At 55.7% G+C, this 16,531-nt stretch carries 12 protein-coding genes, 4 tRNA genes and 1 pseudogene; all 17 read left to right on the top strand.

The features are described from left to right. Positions 1-82: 82 nt before the first annotated feature. Positions 83-1,045: a 23S rRNA pseudouridine(1911/1915/1917) synthase RluD gene (rluD, locus tag FBY04_RS18160; RefSeq protein WP_084319469.1), complete on the top strand. Its 963-nt coding sequence runs from the start codon at positions 83-85 to the stop codon at positions 1,043-1,045. Beyond that, positions 1,042-1,767 carry a peptidoglycan editing factor PgeF gene (gene pgeF, locus FBY04_RS18155; RefSeq protein ID WP_145316019.1) on the top strand — a complete coding sequence of 242 codons (726 nt, stop codon included), beginning with the start codon at positions 1,042-1,044 and terminating at the stop codon, positions 1,765-1,767. The genes rluD and pgeF overlap by 4 nt, the downstream gene beginning before the upstream one ends. Positions 1,768-1,897: 130 nt before the next feature. Next, positions 1,898-4,462 carry an ATP-dependent chaperone ClpB gene (gene clpB / locus FBY04_RS18150; RefSeq protein WP_145316017.1) on the top strand — a complete coding sequence of 855 codons (2,565 nt, stop codon included), beginning with the start codon at positions 1,898-1,900 and terminating at the stop codon, positions 4,460-4,462. Between the two features lie 300 nt (positions 4,463-4,762). Further along, positions 4,763-4,838: transfer RNA gene (locus FBY04_RS18145), tRNA-Asn, on the top strand. 9 nt (positions 4,839-4,847) lie between these two features. Continuing rightward, positions 4,848-4,924: transfer RNA gene (locus tag FBY04_RS18140), tRNA-Pro, on the top strand. Positions 4,925-4,929: 5 nt separating this feature from the next. Further along, positions 4,930-5,005: transfer RNA gene (locus tag FBY04_RS18135), tRNA-Lys, on the top strand. A 95-nt stretch (positions 5,006-5,100) separates the two neighbouring features. Further along, positions 5,101-5,177, top strand: a tRNA-Pro gene (locus FBY04_RS18130). 151 nt (positions 5,178-5,328) lie between these two features. Next, positions 5,329-6,099, top strand: a pseudogene (locus tag FBY04_RS33250) (MCP four helix bundle domain-containing protein); the annotation flags it as partial. Further along, on the top strand, positions 6,091-6,954 hold the full coding sequence (locus FBY04_RS33245; protein WP_371927830.1) for a methyl-accepting chemotaxis protein: 864 nt from the start codon (positions 6,091-6,093) through the stop codon (positions 6,952-6,954). The pseudogene FBY04_RS33250 and the gene FBY04_RS33245, both read left to right, overlap by 9 nt. A 510-nt stretch (positions 6,955-7,464) precedes the next feature. Continuing rightward, complete coding sequence (wbpA, locus tag FBY04_RS18120; protein ID WP_371927829.1) at positions 7,465-8,769, top strand: UDP-N-acetyl-D-glucosamine 6-dehydrogenase; 1,305 nt, start codon at positions 7,465-7,467, stop codon at positions 8,767-8,769. A gap of 17 nt (positions 8,770-8,786) precedes the next feature. Then, positions 8,787-9,737: a UDP-N-acetyl-2-amino-2-deoxy-D-glucuronate oxidase gene (gene wbpB / locus FBY04_RS18115; protein ID WP_084319452.1), complete on the top strand. Its 951-nt coding sequence runs from the start codon at positions 8,787-8,789 to the stop codon at positions 9,735-9,737. A 7-nt stretch (positions 9,738-9,744) separates the two neighbouring features. Then, positions 9,745-10,329 carry a UDP-2-acetamido-3-amino-2,3-dideoxy-D-glucuronate N-acetyltransferase gene (gene wbpD, locus FBY04_RS18110; RefSeq protein ID WP_084319450.1) on the top strand — a complete coding sequence of 195 codons (585 nt, stop codon included), beginning with the start codon at positions 9,745-9,747 and terminating at the stop codon, positions 10,327-10,329. Next, positions 10,326-11,417, top strand: coding sequence for a DegT/DnrJ/EryC1/StrS aminotransferase family protein (locus FBY04_RS18105; protein WP_145316011.1), 1,092 nt, complete (start codon positions 10,326-10,328; stop codon positions 11,415-11,417). The genes wbpD and FBY04_RS18105 overlap by 4 nt, the downstream gene beginning before the upstream one ends. Positions 11,418-11,431: 14 nt before the next feature. Then, a complete protein-coding gene (locus FBY04_RS18100) occupies positions 11,432-12,406 on the top strand; it encodes an SDR family NAD(P)-dependent oxidoreductase (protein WP_084319447.1) in 975 nt (324 codons plus the stop codon). Between the two features lie 5 nt (positions 12,407-12,411). Further along, the gene (locus tag FBY04_RS18095) at positions 12,412-13,557 is read left to right on the top strand and encodes a DegT/DnrJ/EryC1/StrS aminotransferase family protein (protein ID WP_084319445.1); all 1,146 of its coding nucleotides are present in this window, start codon (positions 12,412-12,414) and stop codon (positions 13,555-13,557) included. 65 nt (positions 13,558-13,622) lie between these two features. Next, positions 13,623-15,551, top strand: coding sequence for an asparagine synthase (glutamine-hydrolyzing) (asnB, locus tag FBY04_RS18090; protein WP_256667043.1), 1,929 nt, complete (start codon positions 13,623-13,625; stop codon positions 15,549-15,551). Beyond that, complete coding sequence (locus tag FBY04_RS18085; RefSeq protein ID WP_145316009.1) at positions 15,548-16,522, top strand: class I SAM-dependent methyltransferase; 975 nt, start codon at positions 15,548-15,550, stop codon at positions 16,520-16,522. Before asnB ends, FBY04_RS18085 begins: the two co-directional genes overlap by 4 nt. Positions 16,523-16,531: the final 9 nt, after the last annotated feature.

Raw genomic sequence — 16,531 nt, 5'->3', positions numbered from 1 at the left:
AATAGCCTCGGGGCAAAAGACGCCGTATTTAACCACAAGCGCGCAGCCGAAACCAAAGGCTGTGCCGACGCCTAGTCCGAGCATGTCCGATAAAATTGAACTTCGCGCAGAGGTGCCGTCCGAATTGGGCGGCCAACGCCTCGATCAAGTCGCCGCACAATTATTCGCTGAGCACTCGCGCTCGCGCCTTTCCGCCTGGATCAAAGACGGCCGCCTGACTGTGGATGGGGCGGTAATCCGCCCGCGAGACATCGTTCACGGTGGCGCCATTCTGGAGCTCACTGCCGAGCAGGAAGCTCAGGGCGAATGGATCGCTCAGGACATCGAGCTGGACATCGTCTATGAAGACGACGACATCCTCGTGATCAACAAGCCTGCGGGCCTGGTGGTGCATCCTGCCGCCGGCCACGCTGATGGCACCTTGCTCAACGCCTTGCTGCACCACGTGCCGGACATCATCAATGTGCCCCGCGCCGGTATCGTGCATCGCCTGGACAAGGACACCACCGGTCTGATGGTGGTGGCCAAGACCATTCAGGCGCAGACGCAGCTGGTTACACAGTTGCAGAGCCGCAGCGTCAGCCGTATCTACGAATGCATCGTGATCGGTGTGGTGACGGCGGGCGGCAAGATCAACGCGCCGATTGGTCGTCACGGCCAGCAACGCCAGCGCATGGCTGTGATGGAAGGTGGCAAGCAAGCCGTCAGCCACTACCGCGTGCTCGAGCGCTTCCGCTCCCACACGCACGTGCGGGTGAAGCTGGAAACCGGTCGTACGCACCAGATTCGCGTACACATGGCTCACATCAACTTCCCGTTGGTCGGAGATCCTGCCTACGGCGGTCGTTTCCGCATTCCGCCAGCCGCCAGCCAGACCATGGTCGATTCCTTGAAGACGTTCCCGCGTCAGGCGCTGCATGCGCGGTTCCTGGAGCTGGATCACCCGACCACCGGTGTGCGCATGAGCTGGGAGTCGCCACTGCCGGACGATTTCGTCTGGTTGCTGACATTGCTCAAGCAAGACCGCGAGGCGTTCATCGGATGAGTGACTGGCTGATTCCCGACTGGCCTGCGCCTGCCGGGGTGAAAGCCTGTGTGACCACCCGTGCGGGCGGCGTCAGTCTGGCGCCGTTCGACAGCCTCAACCTCGGCGATCACGTCGATGACAGCCCTGAAGCTGTTGCCGAAAACCGCCGTCGCCTTACCGATCATTTCTCTATTCAACCGGCCTGGTTAAAGCAGGTTCACGGCATCGTCGTGGCTCACGCGGACCCAAGCCTTGTGGCCACCGCCGACGCCAGTTGGACGGCAACACCCGGCATTGCCTGCGCGGCAATGACGGCGGATTGCTTGCCCGCATTGTTCTGCGACCGTGCCGGCACGCGCGTCGCAGCCGCCCATGCCGGTTGGCGCGGGCTGGCGGCGGGTGTGCTGGAAGCAACTCTGGACGCACTGGCCGTACCACCGGAAGACATTCTGGTCTGGCTCGGCCCGGCGATTGGCCCGCAAGCCTTTGAAGTCGGCCCGGAAGTTCGCGAAACCTTCGTCGAGCAATTGCCTGAAGCCGCCAAAGCCTTTGTGCCAAGTGCAAACGCCGGCAAGTTCATGGCCGACATCTACGAGCTGGCGCGCTTGCGTCTGGCTGTTCGCGGCGTTACTGCTGTATATGGTGGCGGTTTCTGTACCGTGACCGATCCGCGCTTCTTTTCTTACCGCCGTAGCCCACGCACCGGTCGGTTTGCCTCGCTTATCTGGCTCGAACGCTAGACTTCTCTGATCTACATCAACTGTACGACGCTTGAAACTCCCAGAATCGACCACATCTAGTGAGGTATCTGGCAGGTTTCTTCATTCAGGATGTTTTATAGGTCCGGCCTGCTCAAAAGGAAGGTGACCCATGCGTATAGATCGTTTAACCAGCAAATTGCAGTTAGCTCTATCCGACGCCCAATCGCTGGCCGTCGGCCTTGACCATCCCGGTATCGAACCGGCGCACTTGATGCAGGCCATGCTTGAGCAGCAGGGCGGTTCGATCAAACCCCTGTTGATGCAGGTCGGTTTCGACGTCAACAGCCTGCGTAAAGAGCTGACCAAAGAGCTCGATCAGCTGCCAAAAATCCAGAACCCGACCGGCGACGTCAACATGTCGCAGGATCTGGCGCGCCTGCTCAACCAGGCCGATCGTCTGGCCCAGCAGAAGGGCGATCAGTTCATTTCCAGTGAGCTGGTGCTGCTCGCCGCCATGGATGAGAACAGCAAACTCGGCAAATTGTTGCTCGGCCAGGGCGTGAGCAAAAAAGCCCTGGAGAACGCGATCAATAACCTGCGTGGCGGTGAAGCGGTCAACGACGCCAACCACGAAGAGTCGCGCCAGGCGCTGGATAAATACACCGTCGACCTGACCAAGCGCGCCGAAGACGGCAAACTCGATCCGGTGATCGGTCGTGACGACGAAATTCGTCGGACCATTCAGGTGCTGCAACGCCGCACCAAAAACAACCCGGTGCTGATCGGTGAGCCTGGTGTCGGTAAAACCGCCATCGCCGAGGGTCTGGCCCAACGCATCATCAACGGCGAAGTGCCGGACGGCCTGAAAGGCAAACGTCTGCTGTCCCTGGACATGGGGGCATTGATTGCCGGTGCCAAATACCGCGGCGAGTTCGAGGAGCGCCTGAAATCCCTGCTCAATGAACTGTCGAAGCAGGAAGGGCAGATCATTCTGTTCATCGACGAACTGCACACCATGGTCGGCGCCGGTAAAGGCGAAGGCTCGATGGACGCGGGCAACATGCTCAAGCCTGCATTGGCTCGTGGTGAATTGCACTGCGTCGGCGCAACCACGCTCAACGAGTACCGCCAATATATAGAGAAGGACGCGGCTCTCGAGCGGCGCTTCCAGAAAGTGCTGGTGGACGAACCGAGCGAAGAAGACACCATCGCCATTCTGCGTGGTCTGAAAGAGCGTTATGAAGTTCACCACAAAGTGGCGATCACCGACGGTGCGATCATCGCCGCGGCCAAGCTCAGTCATCGCTACATTACCGATCGTCAGTTGCCGGACAAGGCCATCGACCTGATCGACGAAGCCGCCAGCCGCATCCGCATGGAAATTGACTCCAAGCCGGAAGTGCTGGACCGCCTGGAGCGTCGTCTGATTCAGCTGAAGGTGGAATCCCAGGCGCTGAAAAAAGAAAGCGATGACGCCGCGAAGAAACGCCTGGAAAAACTCCAGGAAGAAATCGTTCGTCATGAGCGTGAGTATTCGGACCTCGAAGAAATCTGGAACTCGGAAAAAGCCGAAGTCCAGGGTTCTGCGCAGATCCAGCAGAAAATCGAACAGTCCCGTCAGGAACTGGAAACCGCGCGCCGTAAAGGCGACCTGAACCGCATGGCCGAGCTGCAATACGGGGTGATCCCGGACCTGGAGCGCAGCCTGCAAATGGTCGACCAGCACGGCAAAAGCGAAAACCAGTTGCTGCGCAGCAAGGTGACCGAGGAAGAAATCGCCGAAGTCGTCTCGAAGTGGACCGGCATTCCGGTGTCGAAAATGCTCGAGGGTGAGCGCGACAAGCTGATGAAGATGGAAAGCCTGTTGCACCAGCGTGTGATTGGTCAGGACGAAGCGGTGATCGCGGTTTCCAACGCAGTGCGGCGTTCGCGGGCCGGGTTGTCCGACCCGAATCGTCCAAGCGGTTCGTTCATGTTCCTCGGCCCGACCGGTGTCGGTAAAACCGAGCTGTGCAAAGCGTTGGCCGAGTTCCTCTTTGATACCGAAGAGGCGATGGTGCGGATCGACATGTCCGAGTTCATGGAGAAACATTCCGTGGCCCGGTTGATCGGTGCGCCACCAGGCTACGTAGGTTACGAGGAGGGCGGTTACCTGACCGAGGCGGTGCGTCGCAAGCCTTATTCGGTGATCCTGCTGGATGAGGTCGAGAAGGCCCACCCGGACGTCTTCAACATCTTGCTGCAAGTGCTTGAAGATGGTCGTCTGACCGACAGCCATGGCCGCACGGTGGATTTCAAGAACACCGTGATCGTCATGACCTCCAACCTGGGCTCGGTACAGATCCAGGAACTGGTCGGTGATCGTGAGGCTCAGCGCGCGGCGGTGATGGATGCGATTTCCACGCACTTCCGGCCGGAGTTCATCAACCGGGTCGACGAAGTGGTGATCTTCGAGCCATTGGCTCGGGATCAGATCGTGGGCATTACCGAGATCCAGTTGGGTCGTCTGCGCAGTCGCCTGACCGAACGGGAGCTGAAGCTGGAACTCAGCCCTGAGGCCATGGATAAGCTGATCGCGGTTGGTTACGACCCAGTGTACGGCGCACGGCCGCTCAAACGAGCGATCCAGCGCTGGATCGAAAACCCGCTGGCGCAGCTGATTCTGTCGGGTCGTTTCATGCCCGGCGATACCGCCAAAGGCGTTGTGGAAAACGACGAGATCGTCTTCGCCTGATCCACATCGGCAATAAAATTGAAGAGGCCTCGCATTGCGAGGCCTTTTTTTCGTCAGGTTGTTGAACTGAAAGGAAAAGGCTTGTAAAGTGCGCCCCGCAGTAAGTCGCCCTGAAGGGTTCCAGCTCCCCAAGCTGGAATCTGAAATAAGTTGCAAATCATTAACTTGAAAGCAATTTAGGGGGTTGACAGAGGTGCTTAAGATTGTAGAATAGCGCGCCTCAGACACGCGAACGCAGCGATGCGAACGAGTCGAAGAGAACGCAGCAAAGCTTCACCGTTGTAAATTGAAATATGTAGTTCCGTGATAGCTCAGTCGGTAGAGCAAATGACTGTTAATCATTGGGTCCCAGGTTCGAGTCCTGGTCACGGAGCCAATTTCAAACCGGGGTATAGCGCAGTCCGGTAGCGCGCCTGCTTTGGGAGCAGGATGTCAGGAGTTCGAATCCCCTTACCCCGACCATTTTTGGGTCGTTAGCTCAGTTGGTAGAGCAGTTGGCTTTTAACCAATTGGTCGTAGGTTCGAATCCCACACGACCCACCATTTTTGAAACCAGTTAGCGCTGGAATCGAATCTTAAGATCAGACGCCAAAAGCTCTGTTCGCAGAAGGCGCCTTTAAAAGGTGCCTTTTTTTTACCGGGGTATAGCGCAGTCCGGTAGCGCGCCTGCTTTGGGAGCAGGATGTCAGGAGTTCGAATCCCCTTACCCCGACCATATTAAAAATCCTCGTATCGAAAGATACGGGGATTTTTTTTGTCTTCGAAAAAGCCAAATCCTTTCAAGTCATCGTACAACTAGCCGATAACGAGCTGTCGAGGCCAGACGCGGCCTCCCATTCAAGCCAACAACAAGAAAGGCGCTCGTTATGTTTCTTCGTCAGCTGAATATTGCCCCCCGTGCCGCGCTGGGTTTCGCCTTGATCGCCGTGTTGGTGGCGTTGCTCGGGATGTTTGCCCTGGGGCAAATGTCGAGCATTCGCGAGAGCGAGGTTGCCGTGGAGAAGCAATGGCTGCCGAGCATCCGCGGGGGTGACGAGATTCGCGAACTGATGTTGCGCATCCGCACCATTTCCTTGCGCATGGCGCTGGATCAGGACCCAAAGAATATTCCGACCTACCGCGGTCAGATGGACACCCGCGACAAGGAGTTGAGCAACAAGATCGCGGCTTATGACCAGCTGGTCGACACCGCCGAAGGCCAGGCTTTGTATGACCAGTTCAAAACCACCTTCGCCGCCTATCGTACCGGCATTGCCCAGTCGTTCACCCTCGCAGAGCAAGGGCGCCGTGACGAATTGACCAAACTGCTGCTGGTCGACATGAAAACCGTGGTCGATGGTTCCGGCAAACAGCTCAGTGATCTGGCGGATCTGTTCGCCAGACAGGTCGCCGCTGAAAGCCAGAAATCCGCAGCGCACTATGAAACATCGCGGACGATTGTCAGTTTGTTTGTCGCGTTAGCGGCGCTGGCGACGGTAGGGCTTGCGATGTTGCTTACTCGCAGCATCGTCCGTCCTTTGAATGAAGCGCTGATTGTTGCGGAGAGCGTGGCGCAGGGCGATCTGACCCGTCCGATCGCAACCCATGGCAACGACGAAGTGACCCGTTTGCTCAAGGCGCTGGCGACCATGCAGCAGAACCTGCGTGAAACTCTGCAAGCCATCAGCGGTTCAGCGACTCAGTTGGCGACGGCGGCTGACGAGTTGAACGCCGTTACCCTCGACAGCACCCAGGGCCTGCAACAACAGAACAACGAAATTGAGCAGGCCGCCACGGCGGTCAACGAGATGACCAGCGCCGTGGAAGAGGTAGCGCGTAACGCCGTGTCGACTTCCGATGCCACTCGCCAGTCCAGCGAATCGGCGCATCTGGGCCAGGAGCGGGTTGGCGAAACCGCCAGCGCCATCAGCGCCTTGGCCAAGGATGTGCAGCACACCGGTGAATTGGTGCAGTCGCTGGCCAATCAATCCCAGGACATTGGCAAGGTGCTGGATGTGATTCGGGCTATCGCTGAGCAAACCAACCTGTTGGCGCTCAACGCAGCCATTGAAGCAGCGCGCGCGGGTGAAAGTGGGCGCGGATTCGCGGTGGTGGCTGATGAGGTGCGCGCACTGGCGCATCGCACCCAACAGTCGACCCAGGAAATCGAGCAGATGGTCCAGGGTATGCGCAACGGCTCGAGTCTGGCGCTGGACTCCATGAACGCCAGCGCATCCCGTGCCGCCAGCACACTGGTGTTGGCTGAGCGGGCCGGCGATGCATTGCAGACCATCACGGCGTCGGTTCACGAGATTCACGAGCGCAATCTGGTGATCGCCAGTGCTGCGGAAGAACAGGCGCAGGTAGCTCGGGAAGTGGATCGCAATTTGGTGAATATCCGTGATCTGTCGGTGCGTTCCGCCTCCGGTGCCGATCAGACCAGTGCTTCCAGTCATCAGCTGGCGAAGTTGGCCAATGCACTGCAGGGCATGGTGCAGCGTTTTCGGGTGTGATTCCCTAGGTGTAAAAAAGCCGCGCTTCTCGAAAGGGAGGCGCGGTTTTTTTCGAAATTGTATAACGACGGCATTAATCGAGGCTGGCAAAATGCCATTCTAGAATTCGTTCATTCAGTGGGTGGGTGTATCGCTACCGAAAGATGCCATGACGCTAAGCAGTGTTTGTTGGTCGGAACGGAGCCAGCATCATCAATTGCCTTAAAGCCATGCTTGGAGATAAGTGGCATAATGCGCTTTTTTCGGTTGCCGGCTTAGGAATTACCCTGCTTGCAAATCAGGTCCAACCTCCCGCAGGCGGTTATTCCGTGCGAAGGGCAGCAACACTCTATAAGGCCATCGCCAGTATAGAAGGCTATTCGGATCGCGCCATCCAGCACGCGAGCGCTTACCCCGGTAGCACAAGCAGATATGCGCAGAAAAACGTCAACAACGGGTGATAATCCCCCGATTGATTGAAGTGTTAACCGTTCAAGAATTAGTTTATGGGAGTTTTACCTGATGTCGGACATGAAACGGACGAGTGTTGGCAAGTTCAAAAGCAGAGAGGCTCTAATTGGTATCGTCGGACTAGGTTATGTCGGTCTGCCTCTGATGTTGCGTTACAACGCTATTGGCTTTCGTGTGCTGGGCATCGATATCGATGAGGCTAAAGTCTCCCGACTGAATGACGGCCAAAGCTATATCGAGCATATCCCTGCCGAGAAAATTCAGAACGCCCGTCAAAGCGGCTTCGAGGCGACCACTGATTTCCAGCGCGCCAGCGAATGCGACGCCCTGATCCTGTGTGTGCCCACCCCGCTGAACAAGTACCGTGAACCGGACATGAGCTTCGTGATCAACACCACGGAAGCGATCAAGCCTTATCTGCGTGAAGGGCAGGTTGTCTCTCTGGAGAGCACCACCTATCCGGGGACTACGGAAGAAGAACTGCTTCCGCGTGTTCAGGAAGGAGGCTTGAAGGTCGGTGAGAACATCTTCCTGGTCTATTCGCCGGAGCGTGAAGATCCGGGCAATCCAAACTTTGAAACTCGTACTATTCCGAAAGTGATCGGCGGTCATACCCCTGCGTGCCTGGAAGTCGGTATCGCGTTGTACGAGCAGGCCATCGACCAGGTCGTACCGGTCAGTTCCACCAAGGCCGCCGAAATGACCAAGCTGTTGGAAAATATCCACCGCGCGGTGAATATCGGCTTGGTCAACGAAATGAAAGTGGTCGCCGATCGTATGGGTATCGATATTTTCGAAGTGGTCGATGCGGCTGCGACCAAGCCATTCGGCTTCACTGCTTACTATCCAGGACCAGGTCTTGGTGGGCATTGCATCCCTATCGACCCGTTCTACCTGACCTGGAAAGCTCGCGAATACGGCTTGCACACGCGTTTCATTGAGCTTTCCGGTGAAGTCAACAAGGCTATGCCCGAGTACGTCGTCAGCAAGCTGATGGATGGCCTCAATAACAGCAGCAAGGCCCTGAAAGGCAGCAAGGTGTTGGTGCTCGGTATCGCCTACAAGAAAAACGTGGACGATATGCGCGAATCGCCTTCAGTCGAGATCATGGAAATGCTCGAGGCCAAAGGCTGCGTGGTGGCTTACAGCGACCCGCATGTCCCGGTTTTCCCGAAGATGCGTGAGCACCACTTCAATCTGTCCAGCGAAGCGCTGACTGCCGAAAATATTGCGAGCTTCGATGCCGTTGTTCTGGCTACCGACCACGATAAATTCGACTATGAGCTGATTCGCCAACACGCACGGTTGGTGGTCGACAGTCGCGGCAAGTACCGCACCCCTGAAGCTCATATCATCAAAGCCTGATTGCTGGAGTGTTCCCCTTGAAACGTTTCGCCCTTATCGGCGCTGCCGGCTACATCGCCCCACGGCATATGCGCGCAATCAAAGACACCGGTAACGAGTTGGTGTCGGCTTATGACATCAATGATTCCGTGGGGATCATTGACAGCCTGTCTCCGCAGAGCGAGTTCTTCACTCAGTTCGAGCGTTTCAATGAACACGCCTGGCAGCTCAAACGCGACCCGGCGACTGCCCTGGACTACGTCGCTGTTTGCTCGCCAAACTACCTGCACCATTCGCATATTGCAGCAGGTCTGCGCCTTGGCTGCGATGTGATTTGCGAGAAGCCGCTGGTTCCTACGCCTGAAATCCTGGACGAACTGGCGCTGGTCGAGCGCGAGACGGGCAAGCGCGTCTACAACATCCTGCAACTGCGTCATCACCAGGCGATTCTCGATCTCAAAGAGAAAGTTGCCCGTGAGTCTCGCGACGGTAAATACGATGTAGAACTCACCTACATCACTTCCCGTGGCAAGTGGTACATGGAGAGCTGGAAGGGCGATCCACGCAAGTCCTATGGTGTTGCGACCAATATCGGCGTGCACTTCTACGACATGTTGCATTTCATCTTCGGCAAGCTGCAGCGTAACGTTGTGCACTTTGCCAATGATTACAAAGCCGCTGGCTATCTGGAATATGAGAAGGCGCGTGTGCGCTGGTTCCTGTCGATCGATGCCGATGACCTGCCGGACTCGGTCAAAGGCAAGAAGCCGACTTACCGCTCCATCACGGTCGACGGCGACGAGATGGAATTCTCCGAAGGCTTCACCGACCTGCACACCACCAGCTACCGGGAAATTCTCGCCGGCCGTGGCTACGGCATCGAAGATGCGCGTCACTGTGTGGAGACCGTGAACACCATTCGCTCGTCCGCCATCGTTACACCGCAGAACGACGAGGGCCATCCTTTCCTTGCAACCCTGAATCGCTGAGGCAGGCATGAATTATCAGATTCATCCTTCCGCGATTGTCGATGAGGGTGCGCAGATTGGTGACGATTCGCGGGTGTGGCACTTTGTGCACGTCTGCGGTGGTGCGCGTATCGGCAAAGGCGTGTCCCTCGGGCAGAACGTCTTTGTCGGTAACAAGGTCGTCATTGGTGACAACTGCAAGATCCAGAACAACGTGTCGGTCTATGACAATGTGACCCTCGAAGAGGGTGTGTTCTGCGGTCCGAGCATGGTGTTCACCAATGTCTACAACCCGCGCTCGCTGATCGAACGCAAGAGCGAGTACCGCGACACCCTGGTCAAGAAAGGCGCCACCCTGGGTGCCAACTGCACCATCGTCTGCGGTGTCACTATCGGTGAGTACGCCTTCGTCGGTGCCGGCGCAGTGATCAACAAGTCGGTGCCGGCCTACGCGCTTGTAGTAGGTGTGCCGGCTCGGCAGATCGGCTGGATGAGCGAGTTCGGCGAACAGTTGGACTTGCCGCTGGAAGGTGATGGAATTGCGATCTGCGAGCACAGTGGTGCGCGTTACGTATTGAGCGGTAAAACGCTGGTCAAGGAGGCCGGGCAATGATCGAGTTTATTGACCTCAAGATCCAGCAAGCCAGTATCAAGGACAAGATAGATGCTGGTATCCAGCGCGTCCTGGCTCATGGCCAATACATCCTCGGCCCGGAAGTGGCAGAGCTCGAAGAACGCCTTGCCGCGTTTGTCGGGGCCAAACATTGCATCACCTGCGCCAATGGCACTGACGCCTTGCAGATTGCCCAGATGGCCTTGGGCATCGGTCCGGGTGATGAAGTGATCACGCCGGGCTTTACCTATATTGCCACCGCTGAAACCGTTGCATTGCTGGGTGCCAAACCCGTCTATGTCGACGTTGATCCGCGCACTTACAACCTCGATCCAGCTTTGCTCGAAGCAGCGATCACGCCGCGCACCAAAGCCATCATTCCGGTTTCCTTGTATGGGCAATGTGCGGATTTCGACGCAATCAACGCCATCGCTGCCAAACATGGCATTCCGGTAATCGAGGATGCAGCGCAGAGTTTCGGTGCGACCTATAAAGGCAAGCGCTCCTGCAACCTGACCACTATCGCGTGTGCCAGTTTCTTCCCGAGCAAGCCGTTGGGCTGCTACGGCGATGGCGGTGCGATTTTCACCAGCGATGACGAATTGGCCAAAGTACTGAGGCAAATCGCTCGTCATGGACAGGACCGTCGCTACCATCATATTCGCGTCGGTGTGAATAGCCGGCTCGATACGCTGCAGGCTGCGATTATGCTGCCCAAGCTGGAGATCTTCGAAGAAGAACTCAAACTGCGTCAGCAGGTGGCAGACCGCTATGCGTCGCTTCTTGGCGAAGCTGGTATTGCTGCTCCTTTTGTCGAAGCGCACAACACGAGCGCATGGGCCCAGTACACCGTTCAGGTTGATGAGCGAAATACTGTCCAGGAGCGTCTGAAGCTTGCCGGCGTCCCTACCGCTGTTCATTATCCAATTCCGCTGAACCGCCAACCGGCGGTCATGGATGAGCAAGCTCACCTGCCGATCGGTGATGCGATTGCCAATCGGGTGATGAGCTTGCCAATGCACCCCTATCTTGGTCCGGCTGACCAACAATTCATTACTGAGTCGCTGTCGGCCGCCACACGCAATTGAATGGAGTACGTCGCATGAAAGTCCAAGGTTCAAAAATTCTGGTCATCGGTGGTGCTGGTTTCATCGGTAGTTTCGTCGTCTCGGAACTGTTGAAGGCCGGTGCCGCGCAAGTCGTCATCTACGATAACTTCGCCCGTGGAAAGGTCAGCAACATCGCTGAACAGTTGAAGGATCCGCGCTGCAGCCTCTACGCCAATGGCGGTGATGTGCGCGAAATCGACTTGCTGAACGATGCGATGAAAGGCATGGATGGTGTTATCCATCTCGCCGCCATGTGGTTGTTGCACTGCAAGGACTTCCCGCGGACAGCGTTCCACGTGAACATCGAAGGTACTTTCAACGTACTTGAGGCCTGTGTTCAGAACAACATCAAGCGTCTGGTCTACTCCTCCTCCGCCTCCGTTTACGGTGATGCGGTGCAGGTGCCTATGACCGAGGACCACCCGTTCAACAACCGTAACTTCTACGGTGCCACCAAGATCGCTGGCGAAGCCATGTGCCACGCCTACCATGATCGCTTCGGCCTGAGCTATGTCGGCCTGCGCTACATGAACGTCTACGGCCCGCACCAGGACCAGACCGCAGCCTACACCGGTGTTATCCCGATCATGCTCAACAAGATCGACGCCAACGAAGGCCCGGTCATCAATGGCGACGGTACCCAGGCTTACGACTTCATCTACGTGGAAGACGTTGCACGTTGCAACGTGCAGGCGCTTGAAGCTGACGTCACCGACCAGTTCTACAACGTCGGTACCGGCGTGCAGACCAGCATCAAGCAGTTGTGCGACGGCATCCTGGACCTGAAAAAGTCTGACCTGGTTGTCGAGTATCGCCCTTACAGCGCTGACGACGCGCGCCGCATGGTGCAAAACCGTATCGGCTGCCCGAAAAAAGCGGCAGAAGATCTCGGCTTTACCTACAAGTACGAACTGCATGAAGGCTTGCAGAAGCTGATTGATTGGCGTGCAGAGCACGGCGCGGAGTGAGCGTAATGGAAATGCGTAATATCGCCATCTCGTTACCTTGCACCGGTGAGGAAGAATGGCAGGCTACTCGTGAGCCTCTAATGAGCGGCTGGTTGACTCAAGGACCAAAGGTCGCGGCCTTTGAGAAGGCGTTTGCCGAGCGTCATGAAGTGCCTCATGCACTGGCAGTGACTTCCTGCACTACCGGTCTGCACCTGGCTCTCGCTGGCCTGGGCATCGGCCCGGGTGATGAAGTGATTGTGCCCGCCTTCACATGGGTGGCCACCGCCAATGTGGTCCTGTATTGCGGTGCGACCCCTGTTTTCGTGGATGTCGATCCTCAGACCTACAACCTTGATATTCAACAGATCGCATCCAAATTGACCGCGAAAACCCGTGCGGTCATCGCTGTGCATCTGTTTGGCCGTTGCCTGGATATGGACGCGCTGCGTGCACAACTGCCAGCCAATGTTGCCATTGTTGAAGATGCTGCCTGTGCGGCCGGGGCCAGCTGGAAAGGTCGCCCTGCGGGCAGCCTCGGCGATGTAGCTGCGTTCTCCTTCCATCCGCGCAAGTCGGTAACGACCGGTGAGGGTGGTATGGTCACCACGGCAAACGCAGAGTTGGCCGAGCGTATGAACCAACTGCGTAACCATGGCGCCACCCTTTCCGAAGAGCAGCGTCACAATGGCCCTCGGCCGTATCTGTTGCCGGAATTCAACTTGCTGGGTTTCAACTACCGGATGACCGATCTGCAGGGCGCCGTCGGTATCGTTCAACTCGGCAAACTCGATGGGTTCATCGATGAGCGCGCGCGTTGGGCCGAGTACTACTGCGAGCAGTTGGCAGATATCGATTGGCTGCGCCTGCCCACCACTCCCGAAGGTGGGCGTCACGGCTGGCAGGCATTTGTCACCTATGTGGATCCTGCTAAAGCTCCGATGCCGCGTAACGACATGATGGAAATACTCCAGGCCAAGGGCATCGCTACCCGTCCGGGAACTCATGCTGCGCATATGCTGGCTTACTATCGTGAGCGTTTCGGGCTTAAGCCGGAGGATTTCCCGGGTGCGCGTGACTGCAACGATCACAGCATGGCCATCCCATTACACAATCGTATGTCGCCTGAAGATTACGCCTATGTAGTCGAAGCTATCCGTCAGTTGCGTTAAGCGATTTAGTACTACACCACCCTGGCTTGCGCCAGGGGTCGATATCAAGGCGGTGATTCGGGAACATGGTTGTTTCCGAATCGTCGCCTTCCCGGATTTCAGGAGCAACGAAGCGCATGTGTGGTATTGCCGGCCTCATTCATCTAGACAACAACCCGGTATCGCCTGTAATCCTGCAGCGCATGACGGACGCTATCGCCCATCGAGGTCCGGATGGAGAGGGGCACTGGATCGAAGGCAACGTAGGCCTCGGCCACCGCCGTCTGGCAATCATCGACCTGTCGCCTGCCGGTCATCAACCGATGGCCTCGGTGTCTCAGCGTTACGTGATGGTCTACAACGGTGAAGTCTACAACTACCGAGAGCTGCGTACCGAGCTTGAGTCGCTGGGGTACCAGTTCCGCTCTCGTACTGACAGCGAAGTCGTGCTCAATGCACTGATTGCCTGGGGCGCCAAAGGCCTGGAGCGTTTCAACGGCATGTTCGGTTTAGCGCTGTGGGACAGGCAGGAACAAACCCTGTTGCTTGCACGCGATCGGTATGGCATCAAACCTCTTTACTACTCCCAGCAAGGACATACCCTGGCGTTCGGATCCGAGCAGAAAGCGATTCTGGCTATGCCGGAGTTTCGCCGCAGCGTGGACAAGGAAGCATTACTGGAATATTTCACCTTCCAGAATATTTTCACCGACAAGACTTTGCTCAATGATGTGAAGCTTTTGCCCGCTGGTTATTACGCGGTACTGGATCTGAAGCGCAAGTCACCGAGCTTACAGTTCACACAATACTGGGATTATAACTTTCAGGAGCCCAAGCAAAAGGCCAGCGACGAGGAGTACCGCGAGGAGCTGGACCGTTTGTTCAAGCAGGCTGTCAATCGTCAGTTAGTGACCGATGTGGAACTCGGCAGCTATCTGAGTGGGGGCATGGACTCTGGCTCGATCACGGCGATAGCCGCCAAGTCTTATCCTTATATGAAAACCTTCACCTGCGGTTTCGACCTCAACTCTGCTTCGGGCATTGAGATGGGATTCGATGAGCGCAGTAAAGCCGAGTACATGTCCTATCACTTCAAGACCGAGCATTATGAGATGGTCTTGAAAGCAGGGGATATGGAAAGGGTTTTACCAAAACTGGCCTGGCATTTGGAAGAACCGCGCGTGGGGCAGAGCTACCCCAACTACTATGCAGCGCAGCTGGCTTCGAAGTTCGTCAAAGTCGTAATGTCGGGCGCTGGCGGCGATGAGCTCTTTGGTGGTTATCCTTGGCGCTACTACCGCGCGGTGGTCAATGATGATTTCGAGCACTATGTCGACAAGTACTACCAGTTCTGGCAGCGACTGATACCTAACAGCCAGATCAAACAAGTCTTTGCGCCAATATGGGAGGACGTGAAACACGTCTGGACGCGAGATATATTCCGGGATGTATTCAAACATCATGCAGACAATCTCTATACTCCTGAAGACTACATTAATCACTCGTTATATTTCGAGGCCAAGACATTCCTGCACGGATTGCTGGTTGTGGAAGATAAACTCAGCATGGCGCATGGTCTAGAGAGTCGCGTGCCTTTCCTAGATAACGATCTGGTTGATTTTGCTATGCGTTGCCCGGTTCATCTGAAACTGAATAATCTGTCTCAGGTTATTCGCTTGAATGAGAACGAGCCTGGCGATAAGACTGCTAAATACTTCCAGAAAACTCACGATGGTAAGCAGATACTTCGTGATGTCATGGCTAACTATATCCCAGACGATATCACCAAGGCGGAAAAGCAGGGGTTCTCGGCGCCAGATGCAAGCTGGTTCAAAGGTGAAAGCATAGAGTTCGTAAAGAAAAAACTTTTGAATAGCGACGCCTCGATCTACAAATTTATGAGTGAAGAAGCGGTTGGGAATCTGGTTGGCGAGCACTTGAGCGGCCAAGAAAATCGACGGCTTCTGATTTGGTCTTTGTTGAATACTGAAAAATTTTTGAAGGCGTTTCTATGAGCGGTTTTACTATGTCCCAACGTGTGGAAGAACTATTTGGGCTGAAGCCTAGTGCATTTGCGGGCTCGAATTTCTTCTCCTTCAATAAAGCAACTGATTTCGAGGCCCAAGCTCAAACCAACGATGTATTCAGTGAGAAGTGGGTTTCCTATAATGAAAGTGATGAAAAGGAAAACCTGTACTCACTGCAGCGCGATTGGTATCTGAGTCTTTATGGCTTTGCGAGCGAGGCTGAACTGGCTGCGTTCCTACAACGTCAGGATGTGATTTTCGACGCAGGTTGTGGCTTAGGGTATAAGGCTGCCTGGTTTGCCAAGCTGGCACCGAAGTCTATCGTTATCGGTATGGACTTCTCCGATGCGGCGGAGTGTGCCGCGAATAATTATCGGGATATTCCAAATCTATTTTTTGTCAAGGGTGATATTGCAGAGACCCAGCTTTTTGATGGTGTTATCGACTACGTAAGTTGCGATCAGGTCATTATGCATACCGAAGATCCGGATGCAACTTTCCGAGAGTTGTCACGTATCACCAAGATTGGTGGTGAATTTGCCTGCTATTTTTATGCGAAAAAGGCGCTGCCTCGGGAGCTACTGGATGATCATTTCAGAAGCTATTGCAAGGAGCTGTCCACTGAAGCGTTGTGGACCATGTCTCACCAACTCACCGATCTTGGAAAGGTCCTGTCCGAGCTAGATGTAAAGTTCACTTCGCCTGATATCCCGCTGCTCGGAATCGAGGGGGGGGAGTATGATATTCAGCGATTTATCTATTGGAACTTCCTGAAGTGCTTTTGGAGTCCAGATCTGGGGGTTGAAACCTCTAACGCGATTAATTTTGACTGGTATAGCCCAAGTAATGCACGTCGTTTCTCAGAGTCAGAAGTGCGCGAGCTCGTATCCGAAAATGGTCTTCGTTTTATTTACTTCCATAGCGAGCCGGCTTGTTACAGTGGCCGTTTTAGTAAGTAAGGGGTGGGT

It is taken from the genome of Pseudomonas sp. SJZ080, assembly GCF_007828295.1.
GTDB classification, from domain to species: Bacteria; Pseudomonadota; Gammaproteobacteria; order Pseudomonadales; family Pseudomonadaceae; genus Aquipseudomonas; species Aquipseudomonas migulae_A.
The sequence above is the reverse complement of the archived record's forward strand: the minus strand, read 5'-3'. Positions and strand labels throughout refer to the sequence as shown.